We start from the raw sequence: 21,738 nt of genomic DNA, 5'->3' as shown, positions 1-21,738 counted from the left end.
CGAGCATAGTCGAGTAGCGGGCCGCGTGGGCTACAGTGGCGCCAGGGAGGAACGCCATGCAGCCTGATATCGCCCATCACGCCGCGCTCGACGCGCGCCTGGTCAAGGCCGTGCGCGGCATCAAACTGCTCAGCCTGGCCAGCTGGCCGGCCGACGTGCAGGCGCCGTTCCTCGATGGCGTCGCGCGCGGGCAGCCGGTGTTGCCGGTCATCGACTATCCACGGCTGGATTTCAGCGAGGCACGACGCGAGCTCGCCGACATCGCCGCTGCGGCCGACGACACGCATCCGCTCGGCCGCTATCTGCGCGAGTCGGTGCACAGCTGGGACATCGCCGCGCAGCTGCTGGAATCGCTGGGCACGCCGGCGGTGACGACGCATTCGATCGCGCTGTTCGGCACGCCGGAGGAATGTCTGCCGGGCGACGGGCCGACCACGCGCGACGCCGCCGGCCACTTCATCGCCATCGCCAACGACCTCGACCACGAGCTGCTGGCGCCGGAGGAGCAGATCCCGGTGTCGGCGACCGCGCTGCAGTTGCAGCTGCAGGCGGATCTGGACGATTTCTTCGACGGCCGCGTCATCACGGTGGAACTGGATCGCCAGCTGATCGCCAAGGCCGCCGCCGGCGCCGCCCGCATCCGCCTGCGCCACGGCGCCGCCTTCAGCGACTACGACCGTCGCCAGCTGCTGCAGCACGAGGCGCTGGTGCATTCGCTGACCGCCTTGAACGGGCGCGAGCAGGCGGTGCTGCCGAGCCTGGCGCTGGCGTCGCCGCGCGTGACCGCCACGCAGGAAGGGCTGGCGACGTTCGCCGAGCAGATCACCGGCAGCATCGACATCGAGCGGATGAAGCGCATCAGCCTGCGCATCGAAGCGGTGGCGATGGCGCTGGCCGGCGCCGACTTCATCGAGGTGTTCCGCTACTTCACCGATGCGGGACAGAATCCGGCGGAAAGCTTCTCCTCGGCGCAGCGCGTGTTCCGCGGCGTGCCGACGTCGGGTGGCGCGGCGTTCACCAAGGATACGGTCTACCTGCGTGGGCTGATCGGCGTGCATACCTTCTTCCGCCGTTCACTGCAGCAGGACCGGCTGCGCCTGTGCCGCCGCCTGTTCGCCGGCAAGATGACGCTGGAGGACGTGGGCATGTTCGAGCCCCTGTTCGACAGCGGTGTGCTGGCGCCACCGCGCTGGCTGCCGAGCTGGGTCAGCCGCGCCAACGGCCTGGCCGGCATGCTGGCGTTCTCGCTGTTCGCCAACCGGATCCGCCTGGACAAGCTGGATCCGGTCGCCAGCTGATGCCGCGGCGACGTTTGGCGTGCCGACGCCGGTTCCGGTCCGGTGGGGTCAGAAGCACGTGTGCACCAGGCCGGTCACGCGCAGGTCGTCGTCCACGCGCAGCAGGTGCCGCCATTTGTCGAAGGTGAGGCAGGGGTGGCTGATGTCGAAGCACAGCAGGTCGCCGACCTGCACGTCGTCGTCCGCTTCCACGCTGAGGAACGAGTGCTGGTCCATGATCGCGTCCAGCCGCCAGTGTGCCGGTACGGCAGTCGGCGCGGTGTCGCCATCGCGGTAGCGCAGCGCCGGCACCGGCAGGCCGGCATCGAAGGCGGCATCGCGCTTGCCCAGGCCGACGATGGCGCGTGTGGCCTCCGGTCGCGACTGCACGCAGGCCCACAGCTGCAGCGCCGGCTGCAGGCCTTCGGCCATCCGGCGCGCGACGGGATTCGACGCATGGATGCGGGCGGCGGCCTCGCGGTAGGCGCCGACGTCGTGGGTCAGGTAGCAGCCGGGGCGCAGCAGCACGTGCACGGCGGCATCCTGCGCGGCCTCGGCGAATTCCTCCGCCACCACGTCGTACCAGGCCGAGCCTGCGCCGGACAGCAGCACGCGGGGTTCGGCGAACGCAGCTTCCGCACGCAACGCCTGCAGCGTCGCCACCGTCCGGCGCAGCAGCGCGCGCACGCCGGCTTCGTCCTTCAGCACGCCTTCGTAGGTCTCCACGCCGACCAGCGCCAGCGACTGCGGCCAGCGGCCGATCGCGGCCACCACGTCGGCGATCTGCGCGTCGTCGCGCACGCCGGTGCGGCCGCCGGCCACGCCGATTTCCAGCAGCAGGCGCAGGCGCTGCCCGCGTTCGGCGAAGAACGCGCCCAGCGCGTCGGCATTGGTGGCGGAATCGACCAGGCAGCAGAAATCGAACGCGGGGTCGCGCAGCAGGTCGGCAACGATCGCCATGTTGGCGCGGTCGACCAGCTGGTTGGCCATCAGCACGCGGCGCGCGCCGTGCCGGTGAGCGTCACGTACCTGCGGCGCGGTCGCCAGGGTGATGCCCCAGGCGCCGGCCTCGAGCTGCATGGCGAACAGCTCCGGGCTCATCGTGGTCTTGCCGTGCGGCGCGAGGTCCACGCCGTAGGCGGCGATGAAGCGCGCCATCCAGTCCAGGTTGTGGCGCAGGGCCGTGTCCTTCAGTACCGCCACCGGCAGGCTGACGTCGCCGTCGAGAATCGACCAGCCGGCAGCCGCCACCGCCTCTGCCGAGGTCGCCCCTTCACCAAGACCCTTGCCGGTGGAAGTCGTAAGAACTGCTTGTTCGGTCATGTGCCTGCCGATGCGGACGCGATGGCGACGTTCTACCACGGCATCGCCTCGGCTGATGCTTTCGTACTAGGGTCGGCACGGCATGCCGGGTGCATGCGAGACTGCCGCGCATGAGCACGACGATCCTGGTGGCCGACGACCATCCGCTGTTCCGCACCGCGGTGATCCATGCGCTGCGCGAGGCGCTGCCCGGTGCCGCCGTGGCCGAGGCCGCCAGCGCGGCCAGTCTGGGCCAGGCGCTGGATGCGCGGCCGGACACCGACCTGGTGCTGCTCGACCTGACCATGCCGGGGGCGCACGGCTTCTCGGCGCTGCTGCACGTGCGCGGTGAACACCCCGAGGTGCCCGTGGTCGTCATCTCGTCGAACGAACACCCGCGGGTGATCCGGCGCGCGCAGCAGTTCGGTGCGGCCGGCTTCATTCCCAAGTCCTCGCCGGCCGAGACCATCGGCGAGGCGGTGGCGGCGGTGCTCGACGGCGGCGCGTGGTTCCCGCCGCTGACCGTCGAGCGCTCGGAGCAGGACGCCGCGCTCGCCGCGCGCCTGGCGCAGCTGACGCCGCAGCAGTTCCGCGTGCTGCTGTGCCTGGCCGACGGCCTGCTCAACAAGCAGATCGCGCACGAACTCGGCCTGGCCGAGAACACGGTGAAGGTGCACGTTACCGCGATCCTGAAGAAGCTGGAATGCCACAGCCGCACGCAGGCGGCGGTGCTGGTGAAGTCGCTGGAACCGGAAGGCCCGCCGGTCGAGTGACTCAGCCCAGCCAGGCCGGCAGCTGCATCGCCAACGGGACCGTCGCGGCGGCGAACAGCGTCTGCCAGGTCACCAGCGACGCCATCAGTGGCGCATCGCCGCCCATCTGCCGCGCCATGATGTAGGCGTTCGACGCGGTCGGCAGCGCGGCGTAGAAGCAGGCCGCGACCGTCACCGCGTCGCTCGCTTCCAGCCAGCGGCAGACCAGCATCGCGAGCAGCGGCAGCGCGAGCAGCTTGAGCGCGGAGGTGGCGGCGATCGGCAGCGGACGCACGTGGTCGCGGCTGAACTGCAGGCCGCCGCCCACGCACAGCAGGCCCAGCGCCAGCGCGGCGTCGGCGAGGATGTCGAGCGCCGCGGCCAGCGGTACCGGCAGCGGCAGGCCGCCGAGGTTGTAGAGCAGGCCGGCCAGCGTCGACACGATGATGGGATTGCGCGCCAGTGCCAGCGCGATGCCGCGCGCGCTGGCATCGCCGCTGCCCCACACCGCCAGCGCGACGACGGCGATGACGTTCACCACCGGCAGGCAGATCGCCAGCGCCAGCATCACCATCGCGGTGGTCTCGGGCGGGAACAGCAGCGCCGCCACCGCCAGGCCGAAGTAACTGCTCGGCCGCACCGCGCCCTGCACGACGGAGGAACGGCTGGGGCCGGGAAACCGCGGCACGACGCGCAGCGCCAGCAGCACGATGGCGGTCAGCAGCAGGGTGGGCAGCAGCGAGGCCAGCGACAGGTCGAGCGCATCGGCGGCGGACAGCTTCAACCGTGCCGCGCCGACGAACAGCAGCGCGGGGAACGCGATGTAGAAGGAGAACCACTCCATCGCCGGGAACAGGCCGTCGGGTACGCGGCGCATCCGCCGCAGCACCGCGCCGAGCAGCACGATGGCGAGCACGGGAATGACATGGGTCAGCATCGGCACGGCATCGGGTCGGTCCTCAGCGCGCGCGGCGCACGTGGAGTTGGGTCATCAGCGCACGCAGCGCCGCGGGTTTCACCGGCTTGGCCAGGAAGCCCCAGCCGTGCTGCAGCGCCAGCGCACGCAGGGCGTCGTCGCGCTCGGCGGTGACCAGGATCACCGGCGGCGCGCTGCCCCAGCGTTCGCACAGACGGGCGTATAGCGTCGGTCCGTCGGTGTCGCCCAGTCGCACGTCGAGCAGCAGCAGGTCGGGCGGCTGGCCCGGCGCGGCCGTCGCCATCGCCTCGCCCGGCCCGGCCGCCAGTCCGACCTCGCACTCCCAGCGCTGCAGCAGTGCGCGCGTGGCCTCGCAGACGCGCGGGTCGTCGTCCACGCACCACACCTGGCGGCCACGCAACGGCGAGCCGTCGTCGATGTCCGCCGGCATCGGCGTGGCGTCCGTGATGACGGCGCCGGCCACGCCACGCGGCAGTTCCACCCAGAACACGCTGCCGCGTCCCAGCTGCGAGCGCAGGCCGATGCGGTGCCCCAGCAGGCGGCCGATCCGTTCCACGATCGCCAGACCCAGGCCGGCGCCGCGGTCGCTGGCGACGCCGTCATTGAGGCGGCGGAACTCCTCGAAGATCTCAGTCTGCAGGCTGTCGGGAATGCCGGGGCCCTGGTCGTGCACCTCGATGCGCACGCCGTCGCCGGTGCGGCGCACGCCCAGCAGCACGCGCCCGCGCGGCGTATAGCGGATCGCGTTGGACAGGAAGTTCTGCAGGATGCGGCGCAGCAGTGCTTCGTCGCTGCGTACGATGGCGCGCGTGCGCACGTTGTCCAGCACCAGCCCGCGTTCCGTCGCGACCATGCCGAACTCGCGCGCCAGCGCCTCCAGCAGCGGCGCCAGCGCGAAGTCGCGCACGCGCGGGGGCAGCGCGCCGGATTCCAGCCGGGCGATATCGAGCAGGCTGTTGAGGATGGCGTCCTGCGCCGCCAGCGCGTTGTCGACGTGGTCGGCGATGCGGCGCGCTTCGTCCTCGTGCAGGCGCCCGCGCAGCGCCGACACGAACATGCGCGCCGCGTTCAACGGTTGCAGCAGGTCGTGCACGGCGGAGGCGACGAAGCGCGTCTTGTAGCGGTTGGCGTTCTCGGCGGCCTGCGTCGCCGCGGCGAGCGCGCGGGTGCGTTCCTCTACGCGGTGTTCCAGCGCGTCGGCCAGCGAGCGCAGGTCGCGCGCGGCGTGCTTGTAGCTGGTGATGTCGGCGTAGCTGGTGACGAAGCCGCCGTCTGGCAGCGGGTTGCCGCGGATCTCCAGCACCACGCCGTCGTCCTTCTCGCTCTCGCGCATGTGCGGCTTGCCGCTGCGCAGGTGCTCGAGCCGGCGCTGGATCGCCTCTTCCACCGGGCCGGGGCCGAGCAGGCCGCGGCGCGCGTTGTGGCGGAACACGTCCTCGATCGGCCGGCCGACGTGGATCAGGTCCGGCGGGAAGCGGAACAGTTCCATATAGCGCGAGTTCCAGGCGACCAGACGCAGGTCGGCGTCAATGATGACCACGCCCTGCGGCAGGTGTTCGAGGCTTCGGCTCAAACCGGCGTCGGCCGAGCGCGCGGCCTCGACGATGCCGTCCTGGGCGGTGCGCAGTTCCTGCGCATGCTGCTGCAGCACGGCCTCCAGTTCCTCGCGGCTGCGCCGCTGCAGCAGCGCGGTGCGACGGCGCTGCTGCACGAACAGGGCGAGGAACGCCAGCGCCAGCCAGCCACCGCCGGCGGCGATGGCGGCGGTGCGGCCCGCAGCCGTGATCGCGGACGCATCGTGCAGCAGGTGCAGCTGCCAGCCTTCCTCGGGCAGCGCCATCGATGGCCACAGCACCGGCGCGGGCAGGGCGGGGTCGCGCAGCTGCACGCGGCGCGCGCCGTCGCCCGCCGCCGACTGGTCCTGCCAGCGCAGCGGCACGAGTGTCTGGCGCGCGTACTGGCGGGTGGCGTCGAGCTCGCGGCGGTCGGCGTCGGTCAGCGCACGCAACGTGCGGTAGCGCCACGCATCCTGGCTGGCGAGGAAGATCACTCCGTGCGCATCGCTGACCAGCACGATGTCCGGCGTCTGCAGCCATTCCTGTTCCAGCGCGTCCAGCTCGATCTTGATGACGATCAGCCCGATGACGTCGCGGCCGTCGCCGGTGATTGCCTGCGACAGGAAATAGCCCGGCTCGCCGGTGGTCAGGCCGATGCCGTAGAACTGGCCCTGGCCGTCGCGCAGCGCCTGCTTCACGTAGGGGCGGAAGCTGTAGTCCTCGCCGACGTTGCTGGTCGGCTCGCGCCAGTTGCTCGCCGCCAGCGCGATGCCGTGGCGGTCGATCAGCGTCAGCGTCGACGAGCGGGTGACGCTGTTGGCGTCTTCCAGCCGCTGGTTGAGCGCGTTGCGGCGCACGTCGTCGACCGGCGAGGTCAATGCGGCGCGCAGGTCGGGATCCTGCGCCAGCACCTGCGGCAGCGTGCGGTAGCGGTCGATGCGCTGCTGCAGCGCCTGCGCGTGCAGGTCGAGCTGGCGTTCCAGCTGCGCGGTTTCCGCCTGCTGCGCGCGCGTGCCCGCCCAGTGGTAGGCCAGCGCCATCACCAGCGCCGCGCCGCCGAGGATCGACAGCAGGACCAGCAGGGTCTGGCGGAGGCGGCGGGTGCGCAGCATGGGCGCCCAGTCTACGGGTGCGCTGCCGCATCCGTGGCGGCTAGTACCAATAGGTTATCGGTGCGGCGGCGATGCGGGGGTACAACATGCCGGCCGCCGCACCGGGCGGCGCCCTGTCCGTTTCCGGAGTCTTCCCATGCATCTGGCCGACGCGCCCGTCCTGCCGCCGCCGAAGCAGCCGCTGTACAAGCAGCTGTACGTCCAGGTGATCGTGGCCATCGTGCTGGGCGCCACGCTCGGCCATTTCGAACCGGCGCTGGCCGAATCGATGAAGCCGCTGGGCGATGCCTTCATCAAGCTGGTGAAGATGATCATCGCGCCGGTGATCTTCCTGACCATCGTCACCGGCATCGCCGGCATGACCCACCTGCGCACGGTCGGCCGCGTGTTCGCCAAGGCGATGGCGTACTTCCTGTTCTTCTCCACGCTGGCGCTGGTCGTCGGCATGATCGTGGCGCACGTGGTGCAGCCCGGCGCCGGCATGAACATCAACCCGGCCGACCTGGACCAGTCCGCGGTCAACGACTACGTGCAGAAGTCGCACGAGCTGTCGCTGGTCGGCTTCCTCATGGACATCATTCCGAAGACGCTGGTCAGCCCGCTGGTGGGCGACAACATCCTGCAGGTGCTGTTCGTCGCCGTGCTGTTCGGCCTGTCGCTGGCGCTGGTCGGCGAGAAGGGCCGGCCGGTGCTGAACCTGCTGGAAGCGCTGACCGCCCCGGTGTTCCGCCTGGTGCACATCCTGATGCGCGCCGCGCCGATCGGTGCGTTCGGCGCCATCGCCTTCACCATCGGCAAGTACGGCGTCGGCATGCTGGTCAACCTGGCGTGGCTGGTCGGCTCGTTCTACCTGACCTCGCTGCTGTTCGTGATCGTCATCCTCGGCCTGGTGTCGTGGTGGTGCGGCTTCTCGATCTTCCGGCTGATCCGCTACCTCAAGGCCGAGCTGCTGCTGGTGCTGGGCACCTCGTCGTCCGAGTCCGCGCTGCCGTCGCTGATGGAGAAGATGGAGCGCGCCGGCGCGTCGAAGTCGGTGGTCGGCCTGGTCGTGCCGACCGGCTACTCGTTCAACCTGGACGGCACCAACATCTACATGACGCTGGCCGCGCTGTTCATCGCGCAGGCCACCAACACCGAGCTGAGCCTGGGTCACCAGATCATGCTGCTGCTGGTGGCGATGCTGAGCTCGAAGGGCGCCGCCGGCGTCACCGGCGCCGGCTTCATCACGCTGGCCGCCACGCTCGCCGTCGTCCCGGAAGTGCCGGTCGCCGGCATGGCGCTGATCCTCGGCATCGACCGTTTCATGAGCGAGTGCCGCTCGCTGACCAATTTCACCGGCAACGCGGTGGCTACGCTGGTGGTCGCGCGCTGGGAGAACGCGCTCGACCGCGACGCGCTGGCGCGCGCGCTGGGCGGACCGTCCGCGCCGATCGCTGCTGCGCCCGATCCGGCCGCAGGCCCGGGCGACCCGACACGACTCACGGCCGACTGACGCCGGCCACACCACGTCTTCAGAGGAGGGACTGAACGATGCATACCCATAACCGACGCACCGCGCCGTTGCGGAGCAGCCTGACCCTGGCCTTGCTGGCGGTGATCCACGCCGCCGCGGCGCAGGACACCACGCCGCCGGCCGAACCGGCGCCGCAGTCGGCGCCCGCCGAGGAACCCACCACGCTCGACAAGGTCACCGTGGTCGGCTCGCACATCCAGGGCGCGTCGACGACCGACGCGCTGCCGGTGATGGTGGTGGGCGCGGAGCAGATCGACGCCGCCGGTGCGATCTCCGGCGACGAGCTGATGCGCACCATCCCGCAGATGGGCGACGTGCTGTTCGATGCGTCCAACAATCCGCAGACCAGCAACGCGGCGCGCGGCGACGTCAACTCGGTCAACCTGCGCTCGCTGGGTGTCGGCAACACGCTGGTGCTGCTCAACGGCCGCCGGCTGGTGCAGCACCCGACCAGCCAGGGCACGTCGGACACCGGCACGGTGCCGGTGCAGAGCTTCAATTCGAATGCAGTGCCGGTCTCCGGCCTGGACCGCATGGAGATCCTGCTCGACGGCGCGGCCGCGATCTACGGCGCCGACGCCGTGGCCGGCGTGGTGAACACCGTGCTGCAGAGCGACTTCGACGGCGTCAGCGCCAGCACGCGCTACGGCGGTGCCGAAGGCACGGGCATGAACGAGTTCGAAGTGAACCTGTTCGCCGGTCACAACTACGACCGCGGCAACGTGTCGCTGTTCCTGAACTACACCGACCGCTCGGAGCTGATGGCGGACGAGCAGGACTACACCGCGACCGACGACCTGCGCGCGCTGTTCGCCGACTATCCGGACTTCGCCGGCCTGGCCTCGCTGGACGGCCGTTCCTCGCATACGCCGTGGGCGCGCCTGACGGTCGGCCCGCGCGCCGTGATCCGCTCCAACGGCACGGCGGTGACGAACACCGCCGGTGCGTTCCGCGTGCAGCCGTCGAGCTTCGGCTGCGGCGTCAGCCTGGGCAACGACCTGTGCCTGGCCAGCGGCAACCACAACTTCAACACCACCAACCGCGAGATGCGCTACGACACGCGACACGGCACCAGCGTGCGGCCGTCGGTGGAGCGCATCAACCTGTACCTGACCGGCCACCACGACCTCAGCGACAACGTCGAGGCCTTCGGTGAAGTCGGCTTCTACCACGCGGTCAGCGAAGCGACCCAGCCGCCGGTGGTCAACCTCAACAGCCTCTGGATTCCCGCCAGCAACTATTGGAATCCGTTCGGCGCCGCCACGCTGCCCGACGGCACGCCCAACCCGAACCGCCTGCCCGGCCTGACCAACGTGCCCGCCGCCGGCCTGCCGGTGCAGATGAGCAACTACCGCTATGTCGACACCGGCTTCCAGCGCGTGCGCGTGGAGAACTACCAGGCGCGCTTCCTCGCCGGCCTGCGCGGCGAATGGAACGGCTGGAGCTGGGAAACCGCCCTGCTGTACTCCGAAGCCGAAGCCGAGGACCGTTCGCCCAACATCAACATGACCAAGCTGCAGCAGCAGCTGGCACTGGCCACGCCGGACGCCTACAACCCGTTCAGTGGCGGCTGCGTGTCCACCCCGACCTACGGCGACTGCTCGCCGAGTTCGCAGGCGGCGATCGACGGCATCGTGTTCGACCTGGTGCGCGAGTCGCGCACCACGCTGACGATGGCGGACTTCAAGATGAGCCGCGGCGACCTGTTCTCGCTGCCGGCCGGCAATGTCGGCATGGCCTTCGGCGCGGAAGCGCGCCGCGAGACGCAGCGCGACGACCGCGATGCCAACCTCGACGGTACGTACACCTTCACCGACATGGTCACCGGCGCGACCAACCTCAGCAACGTCGCGGCCGTCAGCCCGAACCCGGATACGCGCGGCTCGCGCAACGTCGGCTCGGCGTATGTCGAATTCGCGGTGCCGCTGGTATCGGAAGACATGGGCATCCCGCTGGTGCATCGCCTCGACATGCAGCTGGCCGGCCGCTACGAGCACTACTCCGACTTCGGCTCCGTCGCCAAGCCCAAGGTGGCGCTGGCGTGGGACCTGGTGGAAGGCGTGCGCCTGCGCGGTTCGTACTCGGAAGGCTTCCGCGCGCCGAACCTGGAACAGACCAACGCGACCCAGTACGCGCGCCTGGCCAGCGGCACCGACCACATCCGCTGCGAAGCCGACCTGCGCGCTGGCCGCATCGCCTCGTTCAGTGCCTGCGGCCAGAGCATCTCGGGCGCTTCGCTGCTGGTGGCCGGCAATCCCGACCTGGAACCGGAAGAAAGCACCAACACCTCGTTCGGCGTGGTGTTCCAGCCGACCTTCATCCCGGAACGCCTCGGCAGCTTCACCTTCACCGTCGACCGCTGGAAGATCAAGCAGGAGCAGATCGTCGGCCTGCTCGGCGCGCAGACCGCGCTGACGCTGGACTACCTCAACCGCGTCGACGGCGGCAGCAATGCGCTGGTGGTGCGTTCCGCGCCGACGCAGGAGGACATCGACTTCTTCGCCGGCACCGGGATCGCGCCGGTCGGCCAGGTCATCGCCATCAACGACCGCTTCATCAACCTGCAGCCGCAGACGGCCGGCGGCCTGGACTTCGGCATGGACTGGTCGCTGCGCCGCACGCGCTTCGGCTCGTTCTCGGTCAACCTCAACGCGACCCGCCTGCTGGAGTTCACCCGCGATCCGGGCGACATCGTCAACGCGCTGTACGCGGCACGCGCGGCCGGCACCATCGATCCGCTGACCCCGCTGCCGGATTCCACCCAGCTGATCGGCCAGAACGGCCGCCCGGAATGGCGCGCCAGCGGTTCGCTGACCTGGAACAAGGCGGCATGGCGCGTGGGCTATTCGGCGCAGTACATGAGCTCGTTCGAACAGCCGCAGCTGCTCGGCCTGTCGGGCAACCCGTGGGTGGTCGACCAGCGCCTGACCCACAACCTGTACGGCCAGTACCGCTTCCCCGATGGCACGGCCGTGCGCCTGGGCGTGCGCGACCTGACCGACGAAGGTCCGTCGCTGGCCGATGGCGGTTACCGCGGTTCGTTGCACAATCCGTGGGGCCGCTACTGGTACGTCAACATCAGCCGTTCGTTCTGAGGAGGACACAGGCACGATGCGGAGCATGAGCCGCCGCTGGATCGCCACCGTGGTCGCCGTGCTGGGCACGGCGGCGCTGCCGGCCACTGCGGCCACGGCCGACGACGAGGCGGCGTTCGCACCGGTCGCCTGTCCGGCCTCGGTCGGTCCGCAGGTCGACTGCCACGAAGCGCGTGATGCCAACGGCGCCTGGCTGCTGGTGGCGATGCCGAAGAGGTGGAACCGCCGGCTCATCGTGCATGCGCACGGTGGGCCCCGGTTGGGTGCGCCGGAAGCGGGCGATTCGGCCGAGGATCTCGATCGTTTCGCAGTGATGGTGCGCGGCGGCTACGCATGGATCGGCAGCACCTACCGCCGTGGCGGCTACGGCGTGCGCATGGCGGCGGCGGACGTGGACGTCAGCCGTCGGGTGTTCTGGTCCCGCTGGGGCCGTCCGGAGCGCACGCTGCTGCACGGCCAGTCCTGGGGCGGCAACGTAGCGGCGAAAGCGGCCGAGCTGTACGCGCTCGACCTCGACGGGCGCGCCAACTACGACGGCGTGCTGACCACCAACGGACTGCTGACTGGCGGCACGCGTGGCTACGGCTTCCGCGCCGACCTGCGCGCGGTCTACCAGTACTACTGCCGCAACCATCCCGCCGCCGATGAAGCGCAGTATCCGGTGTGGCAGGGGCTGCCGGCCGGCGCGAAGATGACGCGCGACGCGTTGCGCATGCGCGTCGATGCCTGCACCGGCGTCGACCAGCCCGCGGCGAAGCGTACGCCGGCGCAGGCGGCAAAGCTGCGCGACATCCTCGCCGTCACCGGCGTAGCCGAGAAGCAACTGGTCGCGCACCTCGCCTGGGGCACGTTCCATTTCCAGGATGTGGTGCAGAAGCGGCTGGGCGGGCGCAATCCGTTCGACAACGCGACGACGCAGTACCGCGGCTCGCGCGATGACGCCGCACTCAACGCGGGCGTCGAGCGCTTCAGCGCCGATCCCGCCGCCGTCGCCCAGTTGGCCTACGACGCCGACCTGTCCGGCCTGATCGTGCGGCCGACCGTCACCGTGCATGCGCGCCACGATCCCACCGTGTCGTACCAGGCCGAGGCGGTCTACAAGGCCACCGTGGACGCGGCCGGGCGCGGCCATCTGCTGCTGCAGGCACTGACCGACGAAAGCGACCACAGCCGCCTGCAGGACGCGACGTACGCCAGCGCACTGCAGGTGCTCGAGCAGTGGCTGGACAGCGGCACGCGGCCTGCCGCCACGGCGTTCGCGGATACCTGCGGCCGCGTGTCGCAGGCACGCACCGCGTGCCGCTTCATCGCGCCGTGAGCACGCAACGCATGACCGTGGCGTGACGCATCGCCGCAATCGGCCGGGTCCGGCCCCGGCGGGGAAGGGGTAGAATCGCCGCTCCCCCGCCTTCATCACAGGCACCGTTTCCGCAATGACGAACGACGATTTCAAGCAGGCCGCGCTGGAATACCACCGCCTGTCTCCGCCGGGCAAGATCAAGGTCGCCCCCACCAAGCCGATGCTGACCCAGCGCGACCTGGCGCTGGCGTACTCGCCGGGCGTGGCCTACGCCTGCGAGGCGATCGTCGAAGATCCCAAGGCCGCCAGCGAGCTGACCGCGCGCGGCAACCTGGTGGCGGTGGTCACCAACGGCACCGCCGTGCTCGGTCTGGGCAACATCGGCGCGCTGGCCGGCAAGCCGGTGATGGAAGGCAAGGGCGTGCTGTTCCAGAAGTTCGCCGGCATCGACGTGTTCGACATCGAGATCGACGAGACCGACCCGGACAAGCTGGTCGACATCATCGCCTCGCTGGAGCCGACCTTCGGCGGCATCAACCTGGAAGACATCAAGGCGCCGGAGTGCTTCATCGTCGAGCGCAAGCTGCGCGAGCGGATGAAGATCCCGGTCTTCCACGACGACCAGCACGGCACGGCGATCATCGTCGGCGCCGCGGTGGTGAACGCGCTGGAAGTGATCGGCAAGAAGATCGAGGACGTGAAGCTGGCCACCAGCGGCGCCGGCGCGGCCGGCATCGCCTGCCTGGACATGCTGGTGGCGCTGGGCCTGAAGCCGGAAAACATCCTGGCCTTCGACCGCGACGGCGTGATCTACACCGGCCGGCCGCACCTGGACCCGGACAAGGCGCGTTACGCACGCGATACCGACAAGCGCTCGCTGGCCGAGATCGTCGCCGGCGCGGACATCTTCCTGGGCCTGTCGGCCGGCGGCATCCTGAAGCCGGAGATGGTCGCCACGATGGCGGACAAGCCGATCATCCTGGCGCTGGCGAACCCGAATCCGGAAATCCTGCCCGCCGACGCCAAGGCCGTGCGCCCGGACGTCATCATCGGCACCGGCCGCAGCGACTACCCGAACCAGGTCAACAACGCGCTCTGCTTCCCCTACATCTTCCGCGGTGCGCTGGACGTGGGCGCGACGGTCATCAACGAGGCGATGAAGGTCGCCTGCGTGCACGCCATCGCCAAGCTGGCGCGTCGCGAGGCCTCCGATCTCGGCAGTGCCTACGGCGACGACGTGCCGTGTTTCGGCCCCGAATACCTGATCCCGCGTCCGTTCGACCCGCGCCTGCTGGTCGAGGTGGCGGCGGCGGTGGCGCAGGCGGCGATGGACTCCGGCGTGGCGTTGCGTCCGATCGACGACATGTGGGCCTACCGCGAGAAGCTGGGCCAGTTCGTCTACCGCACCAGCCTGATGATGAAGCCGGTCTACGACCGTGCGCGCGCCGACAAGAAGCGCGTGGTCTACGCCGAGGGCGAGGAAGAGACCGTGCTGCGCGCCGTGCAGACGGTGATCGACGAAGGCCTGGCGTTCCCGATCCTGATCGGCCGCCCGGACGTGATCGAGGCGCGCATCCAGCGCCTCAGCCTGCGCATGCGCGCCGGCGTCGATTTCGAGATCACCAACCAGGACGACGATCCGCGCTTCAACGATTACTGGCAGCACTACCACGCGCTGACCTCGCGCCGCGGCGTGACGCCGTCGGCGGCGAAGAACCTGATGCGCTCGCGGCCCACGCTGATCGCGGCGGTGATGGTGGCGCGCGGCGAAGCCGACGCGATGATCACCGGCATCGTCGGCCGCTTCCACAAGAAGCTGGGCTACGTGCGCAGCGTGATCCCGCTGGACCCGGGCGTGCAGTCGACCTCGGCGATGACCGGCGTGATCAACCACCAGGGCGCGTACTTCTTCCTGGACACGCACGTGCAGGACGACCCGACCGCCGAGCAGATCGCCGAGGCCACGCTGCAGGCGGCGTACCGCCTGAAGCTGTTCGGCATCGAGCCGCGCATCGCGCTGCTGTCGCACTCCAACTTCGGCAGCCACGAGACACCCGGCTCGCTGAAGATGCGCAAGGTCCGCGAGCTCTTGCTCAAGCGCAAGCCCGACCTCAACGTCGATGGCGAGATGCAGGGCGATACCGCATGGGACGAAGTGCTACGCAACCGCATCATGCCGGGCAGCACGCTGACCGGGCGCGCCAACCTGTTCGTGCTGCCGAACCTGGACGCGGCCAACATCGCCTACAACATGGTGCGCGTGGTGACCGACGGCGTGGCGATCGGCCCCATCCTGATGGGCATCTCCAGGCCGGTGCATATCCTGACCACCAGCGCCACGCCGCGACGCGTGATCAACATGACCGCCATCGCCGCGGTCGACGCGCAGATCCGCCTGCAGCGCGAAGCCGAGCGCAACGGGCCGGGTTGAGCGGTCGCGCCAGTAAAAGAAAACGCCCCGCATGCGGGGCGTTTTCGTTGTGGGTCCCTGTAGGAGCGACGTGAGTCGCGACCGCGTGGATCAAGGCTCCAGGGCGTCCGATGGCGTGCGGTCGCGACTTACGTCGCTCCTACAAAAGCGTCAGCCCTCATCCTCGCCATCCAGGATCCGCCGCTGCAGCGCATCCAGGTAGGCATCCGCATCTGCACTGGATTCGAAGATCTCGTCCATCGGCACGGCCTGCACGATCTCGATGACCTTGCGGATCTGTTCCTGCGGGTGCACGACCAGCAGGCGGCCCTCGTGCGGGGCCAGCGCCTTGCGCGCCTTGAGGATGCTGCGCACGCCGGCGCTGCTGATGTAGTCCAGGTGCGCCAGGTCCAGCACCAGCGCCTGCGGGCGCGCGGCCAGCATCGGCGCCAGCGCGTCGTCCAGTTGCGCGTAGCTCTGCGTGTCCAGCCGGCCGGACAGCAGCACGTACTGGTTGCCGTTGACCGGCGGGTAGACCTCAATCTCCAGTGTCATCGGGCATCTCGGTGAAGCGGATCTGCCGGGTGGGGGAGCCCGGGGAGGCAGGGAGGCGACGCTGGATCGTAAATCAATTGTGAGACGAACGTGCAGTGTCGGGGTGGCACCTCAATCCTCGTCCTCCGCCGCATCGAGGACTCTCCGCTGCATCAGGTCCAGGTAGGCATCCGCTTCGGCGGTGGACGAGAAGATCTCGTTCAACGGCACCGCCTTGACCATGTCCAGCACCTTCTGGATCTGCGGCTGCGGATTGACCAGCAGCACCTTGCCACCGTGCGGCGCCAGCGCCTTGCGCGCCTTGAAGACCGAGCGGATGCCGGCGCTGCTGATGTATTCCAGCCCCGACAGGTCCAGCACCAGCGAATGCAGCTGGCGGGTGAGCAGCGGCGCCAGCGCCTCGTCCAGGTCCTCGTAGGTGTGCGTGTCCAACCGTCCGCGGAGGCTCGCGCGCTGGCTGCCCTTGCCCGGCGGGTGGAGTTCGATCTCGAGGCTCATGTGGCGGTCTCCTCGGTGGGGATGCGCAGCGACAGGCGCAGGATGTTGTAGTTACCCATTCGCTGATACGAGGCCATTTCGGCCACCTGGCGGACCAGGTGCAGGCCCAGGCCGCCGGTCGGCCGGTCCAGGATGTCGGCGTCCAGGTCGGGGGCGGGCTGTTCGAGCGGGTTGAACGGCGCACCGCTCTCGCGGAATTCCAGCGTCAGCAGGTGGTCGCGGATGGCGATGTCCACGCACAGCTCGTGCTCCTCGGCATCGACCCGCGCCAGGTCGCCATGCTCGATGGCATTGCTGGCCAGTTCCTCGACGATCAGCCGCACGTCGCCCTGGATCGCGCGGCTGACGCCGTTGTTGGCCAGCACGGCTTCCAGCGAGGCATTGAGGTCATCCACGCGGGCGTGCTCACGCGGGATGAACAGTCGCATCTGCATAGGCGTTCTCCTGGGTTGGCGGAGCTTCGGGCGAAGCGCCGGCACTGTCCAGCCGGCGGCGGATGGCGAGGGCGGTGATGTCGTCGGACTGCGGTGCCGGATCGGTAAACGCATGAACCCGTGCGATCAGGCCCTCGCACTGTTCGCGTGCGGTCGCGCCGGGCTGCAGCGCCTCCGGAATGCGCTCGGCACCGAAGGCGACGTTGCCGCTGTCGAAGGCCTCGGTGATGCCGTCGGTCCAGGCCAGCAGGGTGGCGCCGGCGGGCAGCTGCCCCGACCACAGCGGGAACGCGTCGCCCACCTCGAAGCCCAGCGGCGGCCCCGGCTGCACCGGCAGCAGCTCGTGGCGGCCGTCGGCGTGCAGCAGCAATGGCGCGTCATGGCCGGCGCTGGCCAGCACGCAGGCGCCGCTGCGCACGTCGACGCGGCCGCACAGCACGGTGGCGAACATGCAGGCGTCGTTGCCCTGCACCAGCCGTCGCGAGGCCTCGGCCAGCACGCGCTCCGGCGACGGATGAGTGCTGGCCGCGACTTCCAGCACCGTCACGGTGCGCGCCATGAACAGCGCCGCCGGCACGCCCTTGTCGGACACGTCGCCGATGGCGAACCACAGGCAGTCGGGATCGGTCTGGATGAAGCAGTAGAAGTCGCCGCCGACCGCCTTCGCCGGCTCCAGCCGCGCATAGGCTTCAAGGTGCGCGTGTTCGCGGTCGATCACGCGGCCGGGCGGCAGCATCGCCTGCTGGATCTCGCGCGCGATCGACAGCTCGCTCTCCAGTTTCTGCCGCGCTGCGGTCATGTCCTCGATCTCGCGCAGCTGCTGGCGGATCGACCCGCGCGCGTGTTCCAGCGTGCGCGCCATCTGGCCGACCTCGTCGGCGCGCTGCACGTGCGGCACCGGCATCTCGTAGTCGCCGTGCGCCAGGCGCGCGGCCGCCGACGACAGGCCTTCCACGGGCTGGCTGATGTGCTGCGCCAGCCGGCGCACCACCAGCATGCAGACCAGCGCCAGCAGCGTGCCGATCGCGACCAGCAGCCACAGCGCCTGCGCCAGGCGGTCGGTGATCAGGTCGTACGACTGCGCGACCAGCAGGTTCCAGCCGCTGTCGCCGATCGGTTCGACCACGGTGTAGCGGCGCTCGCCGCTGATCGCGTCCACGTGCACGTACTGCAGGTGCTGGCGCAGGCGTACCGCCTGCGCGGCCTGCTGCAGGTCGGTGCGGCCGGCGCGGGCGATGTACTCGTCCAGCGTCTCGCGCCGTTCGATCCCCACCTCGGGATTCATCGCCAGCGTGCCGGCAGGCGCCACCAGCGACACGCGCCAGCCGGGCAGGTGGGCCAGCGACTCGACCGGGTCGATCAGGCTGGCCAGCGGCAGGTCCAGGCTGACCATGCCGCGCGTGCGCGCACCGCGGCCGGGTTCGCGCAGCGGCATGTTGTAGGTGACCATCCACACGCGGCCGGCGGTCTGGTTGAGGTAGGGCTCGGACCACCAGCCGGCGGGCGAGGCCACCGTGCGCTGGTACCAGCCCTGGTCGCGGAACGGGTAGCCGTCGGCGATGAAGTCGCGATCGTTGCCGGCCGCGGCCACATAGCGTGCGAACGGCGCATCGCCGCGCTCGCGCGGTTCCAGCACCAGCAGTCCACCGGCGCAGCCGGGCGTGGCCTTCACCATCGCGCGCAGGGTGGTGACCAGTTCGTCGTGTGACAGTTGCGCGCTGCCGACCAGGTCGGAAATGCCGTGGGTGGTGATGGTCACCACGTGCAGCGCGCCGTCGAGGCGCTTGGCGGCTTCCTGCGCGGTCGCATGGGTGTCGCGGCGCGCGTCGTCCAGGATCATGCGGCGCGCGAACCACGCCAGCGCCAGCACCAGCAGCACCAGCAGCACCACGTTGACCAGGCCGGCCCACAGGGCGATGCGCGTGCGCAGGCTGCTGCGCCAGTGCGCAGCACCGGCATCCTGCATTGGCACGACATCGTTGGGCACTGCGTTGCGCATGCCGATCCCGATCGCTGCCTTCCCCTGGACGCCGATCATACGCCCGCGCCGCGTGCTGCATCGCAATAAGCCAAAGGTCTGATTTTGGTGTTGCCACTGTCCCGGGACAGGCACGCAATGTCCTCTCCATACGCCTGCGTAGCCAGGTGCCGCGCGGGGTGCGTGCGTTACACTTCAAGGCTCTACAAGAAACGGCACGCCGCGCCCCACGCGTGGCGCAACAGGAGTGGGAATGAACTGGTTGAACGAGATGTTGCAGAGCGATCCGGATCCGCAGGAATCCCGCGAATGGATCGATTCCATGCAGGCGGTGATCGAGAAGAACGGCGCCCTGCGTGCTCACCAGTTGCTCGAAGGCATGGTCGAAGTCACCCGCCGCGCCGGTGCCTACCTGCCGTTCTCGCCCACCACCGAATACGTCAACACCATCGCGCCGCAGAACGAGGCCAAGAGCCCCGGTGACGCCGCGCTGGAATGGCGCATCCGCTCGATCATCCGCTGGAACGCGATGGCCACCGTCGTGCGCGCCAACCGCAAGCCCGGCGACCTCGGCGGCCACATCGCCAGCTTCGCCTCCGGTGCGACGCTGTACGACGTCGGCTTCAACCACTTCTGGCGCGCGCCGAGCGACAGCCATCCGGGCGACCTGCTGTTCATCCAGGGCCACAGCGCGCCGGGCATCTATGCGCGCTCCTTCCTGGAAGGCCGCATCAGCGAGCAGCAGCTCGACAACTTCCGCATGGAAGTCGACGGCCAGGGCATCTCGTCCTACCCGCACCCGTGGCTGATGCCCGACTACTGGCAGACGCCGACCGTGTCGATGGGCCTGGGCCCGCTGGCCGCGATCTACCAGGCGCAGTTCATGAAGTACCTGGAGCACCGCGGCCTGATCGAGAAGTCCGACCGCAAGGTGTGGTGCTTCATCGGCGACGGCGAGAGCGACGAGCCGGAAACCCTCGGCGCCATCGCGCTGGCCGGCCGCGAAGGCCTGGACAACCTGATCTTCGTCGTCAACTGCAACCTGCAGCGCCTGGACGGCCCGGTGCGCGGCAACGGCAAGATCATCCAGGAGCTGGAAGGCGTGTTCCGCGGCGGCGGCTGGAACGTCATCAAGCTGCTGTGGGGCAGCTACTGGGATCCGCTCATCGCGCGCGACACCAGCGGCGTGCTGAAGAAGCTGATGATGGAAACCGTCGACGGCGAGTACCAGAACTGCAAGGCGTTCGGCGGCAAGTACACGCGCGACAACTTCTTCGGCAAGTACCCGGAGACGGCGGCCATGGTCGCCAACCTGTCCGACGACGACATCTGGCGCCTCAACCGCGGCGGCCACGACCCGCACAAGGTCTATGCGGCCTACCACGAGGCGGTGAACACGAAGGGCATGCCTACGGTGATCCTGGCCAAGACGGTGAAGGGCTACGGCATGGGCTCGGCGGGCGAATCGCTCAACCCGACCCACCAGACCAAGAAGCTGGACGACGAAGCCATCCGCACGTTCCGCGACCGCTTCAACATCCCGGTCAGCGACAAGCAGCTGGAAGAGTCGGCGCAGGTGCCGTTCTACCACCCGGGCGAGGACTCGCCGGAGGTGCAGTACCTGAAGGCGCGCCGCGCCGCGCTCGGCGGTTACCTGCCGCAGCGCCGCCGCAAGGCCAGCGAGTCGTTCGAGACGCCGAAGCTGGAAGCCTTCGACCGCCTGCTGAAGAGCACCGGCGAGCGCGAGATCTCCACCACCATGGCGTTCGTGCAGGGCCTGAACATCGCGCTGCGCGACAAGCAGGTGGGCCCGCGGCTGGTGCCGATCGTCGCCGACGAGGCGCGCACGTTCGGCATGGAGGGCATGTTCCGCCAGATCGGCATCTACGCGCCGTTCGGCCAGAAGTACAAGCCGGTCGACGCCGACCAGCTGATGTACTACCGCGAGGACCAGTCCGGCCAGGTGCTGCAGCAGGGCATCAGCGAGCCGGGTGCGATGTCGTCGTGGATGGCGGCGGGCACCAGCTATTCGGTCAGCAACGTGCCGATGCTGCCGTTCTACATCTACTACTCGATGTTCGGCTTCCAGCGTATCGGCGATATCGCGTGGCAGGCGGCGGACATGCGTACGCGCGGCTTCCTGCTGGGCGGCACCGCCGGCCGCACCACGCTCAACGGTGAAGGCCTGCAGCACGAGGACGGCTTCAGCCACGTCATCGCCGGCAGCATCCCCAACGTGCGCAGCTACGACCCGACCTTCGGTTTCGAGGTCGCGGTGGTCCTGCAGCACGGCATGCAGAAGATGCTGCAGGAGCAGGTGGACGAGTACTACTACGTCACCCTGATGAACGAGAACTACAGCCATCCGGAAATGCCGGAAGGCGCGGCCGACGGCATCATCAAGGGCATGTACCTGCTGACCGACGCCGGCAAGCCGAAGAAGGGCGAGCTGCGCGTGCAGCTGCTGGGCAGCGGCACCATCCTGCGCGAGGCGATCGCGGCGGCCGAGCTGCTGGACAAGGATTTCGGCGTCACCGCCGACATCTGGTCGTGCCCGAGCTTCAACGAGCTGCGTCGCGACGGTTTCGACGCGGAGCGCTGGAACCGCCTGAACCCGGAAGCGAAGACGCCGCGCAAGGCGTACGTGACGGAACTGCTGGAAGGCCGCCAGGGTCCGGTGATCGCCGCGACCGACTACGTGCGCGCCTACACCGACCAGATCCGCGCGTTCGTGCCGGCGTCGTACACGGTGCTGGGCACCGACGGCTTCGGCCGCAGCGATACGCGTGCCAACCTGCGCCGCCACTTCGAGGTGGACCGCTATTACATCGCCCACGCCGCCATCGCGGCGCTGGCGAAGGAAGGCAAGATGACCGGCAAGGACGTCGCTCGCGCGATCAAGCAGTACAAGATCGACGTGGACAAGGCGAACCCGGTGACCGTGTGATGTCGCGCACTCCCTCTCCCGCGTGCGGGAGAGGGAGCAGTGGACGCTGGTCCGTCAGGACGATAAAAAATC

At 69.4% G+C, this 21,738-nt stretch carries 14 protein-coding genes; 7 read left to right on the top strand and 7 right to left on the bottom strand.

Going from position 1 to position 21,738, the window contains the following annotated elements; all coding sequences use genetic code 11:
• The first annotated feature begins 56 nt into the window (after positions 1–56).
• Positions 57–1,298: a flavohemoglobin expression-modulating QEGLA motif protein gene (locus tag AC04MD_RS13405; RefSeq protein ID WP_475497780.1), complete on the top strand. Its 1,242-nt coding sequence runs from the start codon at positions 57–59 to the stop codon at positions 1,296–1,298.
• A 48-nt stretch (positions 1,299–1,346) separates the two neighbouring features.
• Here AC04MD_RS13405 and AC04MD_RS13400 read toward each other — a convergent pair whose 3' ends face one another.
• Positions 1,347–2,600, bottom strand: a complete 1,254-nt coding sequence (locus AC04MD_RS13400; RefSeq protein ID WP_475497779.1) for an amino acid deaminase — start codon at positions 2,598–2,600, stop codon at positions 1,347–1,349.
• A 110-nt stretch (positions 2,601–2,710) separates the two neighbouring features.
• Between AC04MD_RS13400 and AC04MD_RS13395 the strand changes: the two genes are divergently transcribed.
• Positions 2,711–3,352: a response regulator gene (locus AC04MD_RS13395; protein ID WP_475497778.1), complete on the top strand. Its 642-nt coding sequence runs from the start codon at positions 2,711–2,713 to the stop codon at positions 3,350–3,352.
• Between the two features lies 1 nt (position 3,353).
• Here AC04MD_RS13395 and AC04MD_RS13390 read toward each other — a convergent pair whose 3' ends face one another.
• Together AC04MD_RS13390 and AC04MD_RS13385 are read right to left on the bottom strand one after the other, a co-directional pair.
• Positions 3,354–4,268 (bottom strand): AEC family transporter, encoded by a 915-nt coding sequence (locus tag AC04MD_RS13390; RefSeq protein WP_475497777.1) that lies wholly within the window; start codon positions 4,266–4,268, stop codon positions 3,354–3,356.
• A 22-nt stretch (positions 4,269–4,290) separates the two neighbouring features.
• Positions 4,291–6,933: a PAS-domain containing protein gene (locus tag AC04MD_RS13385; protein ID WP_475498161.1), complete on the bottom strand. Its 2,643-nt coding sequence runs from the start codon at positions 6,931–6,933 to the stop codon at positions 4,291–4,293.
• 139 nt (positions 6,934–7,072) lie between these two features.
• Between AC04MD_RS13385 and AC04MD_RS13380 the strand changes: the two genes are divergently transcribed.
• The 4 genes from AC04MD_RS13380 (at position 7,073) to AC04MD_RS13365 (ending at position 15,275) form a co-directional block, all read left to right on the top strand.
• Positions 7,073–8,428 carry a dicarboxylate/amino acid:cation symporter gene (locus tag AC04MD_RS13380; protein WP_475497776.1) on the top strand — a complete coding sequence of 452 codons (1,356 nt, stop codon included), beginning with the start codon at positions 7,073–7,075 and terminating at the stop codon, positions 8,426–8,428.
• 38 nt (positions 8,429–8,466) lie between these two features.
• Positions 8,467–11,544, top strand: coding sequence for a TonB-dependent receptor domain-containing protein (locus AC04MD_RS13375; protein ID WP_475497775.1), 3,078 nt, complete (start codon positions 8,467–8,469; stop codon positions 11,542–11,544).
• 25 nt (positions 11,545–11,569) lie between these two features.
• Complete coding sequence (locus AC04MD_RS13370; protein WP_475497774.1) at positions 11,570–12,862, top strand: hypothetical protein; 1,293 nt, start codon at positions 11,570–11,572, stop codon at positions 12,860–12,862.
• A 115-nt stretch (positions 12,863–12,977) separates the two neighbouring features.
• On the top strand, positions 12,978–15,275 hold the full coding sequence (locus AC04MD_RS13365; RefSeq protein WP_475497773.1) for an NADP-dependent malic enzyme: 2,298 nt from the start codon (positions 12,978–12,980) through the stop codon (positions 15,273–15,275).
• 150 nt (positions 15,276–15,425) lie between these two features.
• Here AC04MD_RS13365 and AC04MD_RS13360 read toward each other — a convergent pair whose 3' ends face one another.
• The 4 genes from AC04MD_RS13360 to AC04MD_RS13345 all read right to left on the bottom strand — a co-directional run bounded on the left by AC04MD_RS13360 (position 15,426) and on the right by AC04MD_RS13345 (position 18,740).
• Positions 15,426–15,809 carry an STAS domain-containing protein gene (locus AC04MD_RS13360; RefSeq protein ID WP_475497772.1) on the bottom strand — a complete coding sequence of 128 codons (384 nt, stop codon included), beginning with the start codon at positions 15,807–15,809 and terminating at the stop codon, positions 15,426–15,428.
• Between the two features lie 111 nt (positions 15,810–15,920).
• Complete coding sequence (locus tag AC04MD_RS13355; protein WP_475497771.1) at positions 15,921–16,307, bottom strand: STAS domain-containing protein; 387 nt, start codon at positions 16,305–16,307, stop codon at positions 15,921–15,923.
• Positions 16,304–16,741, bottom strand: coding sequence for an ATP-binding protein (locus AC04MD_RS13350; RefSeq protein WP_475497770.1), 438 nt, complete (start codon positions 16,739–16,741; stop codon positions 16,304–16,306). Before AC04MD_RS13350 ends, AC04MD_RS13355 begins: the two co-directional genes overlap by 4 nt.
• The gene (locus AC04MD_RS13345; protein WP_475497769.1) at positions 16,713–18,740 is read right to left on the bottom strand and encodes a SpoIIE family protein phosphatase; all 2,028 of its coding nucleotides are present in this window, start codon (positions 18,738–18,740) and stop codon (positions 16,713–16,715) included. The genes AC04MD_RS13350 and AC04MD_RS13345 overlap by 29 nt, the downstream gene beginning before the upstream one ends.
• A gap of 232 nt (positions 18,741–18,972) precedes the next feature.
• Between AC04MD_RS13345 and aceE the strand changes: the two genes are divergently transcribed.
• Entirely contained in the window at positions 18,973–21,666 is a 2,694-nt protein-coding gene (aceE, locus tag AC04MD_RS13340) for a pyruvate dehydrogenase (acetyl-transferring), homodimeric type (RefSeq protein ID WP_475497768.1), read from the top strand.
• Positions 21,667–21,738 lie beyond the last annotated feature (72 nt).

This window comes from Pseudoxanthomonas sp. LjRoot206, assembly GCF_056175725.1.
This window is presented reverse-complemented; position numbering and strand designations above follow the sequence as displayed.

Bases quoted from the DNA above. Each gene is read 5' to 3' on its own strand.
- aceE (WP_475497768.1), top strand. From the start codon at position 18,973: ATGAACTGGTTGAACGAGATGTTGCAGAGCGATCCGGATCCGCAGGAA.
- AC04MD_RS13400 (WP_475497779.1), bottom strand. From the start codon at position 2,600: ATGACCGAACAAGCAGTTCTTACGACTTCCACCGGCAAGGGTCTTGGT.
- AC04MD_RS13375 (WP_475497775.1), top strand. From the start codon at position 8,467: ATGCATACCCATAACCGACGCACCGCGCCGTTGCGGAGCAGCCTGACC.
- AC04MD_RS13405 (WP_475497780.1), top strand. From the start codon at position 57: ATGCAGCCTGATATCGCCCATCACGCCGCGCTCGACGCGCGCCTGGTC.
- AC04MD_RS13355 (WP_475497771.1), bottom strand. From the start codon at position 16,307: ATGAGCCTCGAGATCGAACTCCACCCGCCGGGCAAGGGCAGCCAGCGC.
- AC04MD_RS13395 (WP_475497778.1), top strand. From the start codon at position 2,711: ATGAGCACGACGATCCTGGTGGCCGACGACCATCCGCTGTTCCGCACC.
- AC04MD_RS13390 (WP_475497777.1), bottom strand. From the start codon at position 4,268: ATGCTGACCCATGTCATTCCCGTGCTCGCCATCGTGCTGCTCGGCGCG.
- AC04MD_RS13350 (WP_475497770.1), bottom strand. From the start codon at position 16,741: ATGCAGATGCGACTGTTCATCCCGCGTGAGCACGCCCGCGTGGATGAC.
- AC04MD_RS13365 (WP_475497773.1), top strand. From the start codon at position 12,978: ATGACGAACGACGATTTCAAGCAGGCCGCGCTGGAATACCACCGCCTG.
- AC04MD_RS13370 (WP_475497774.1), top strand. From the start codon at position 11,570: ATGAGCCGCCGCTGGATCGCCACCGTGGTCGCCGTGCTGGGCACGGCG.
- AC04MD_RS13345 (WP_475497769.1), bottom strand. From the start codon at position 18,740: ATGCGCAACGCAGTGCCCAACGATGTCGTGCCAATGCAGGATGCCGGT.
- AC04MD_RS13360 (WP_475497772.1), bottom strand. From the start codon at position 15,809: ATGACACTGGAGATTGAGGTCTACCCGCCGGTCAACGGCAACCAGTAC.
- AC04MD_RS13380 (WP_475497776.1), top strand. From the start codon at position 7,073: ATGCATCTGGCCGACGCGCCCGTCCTGCCGCCGCCGAAGCAGCCGCTG.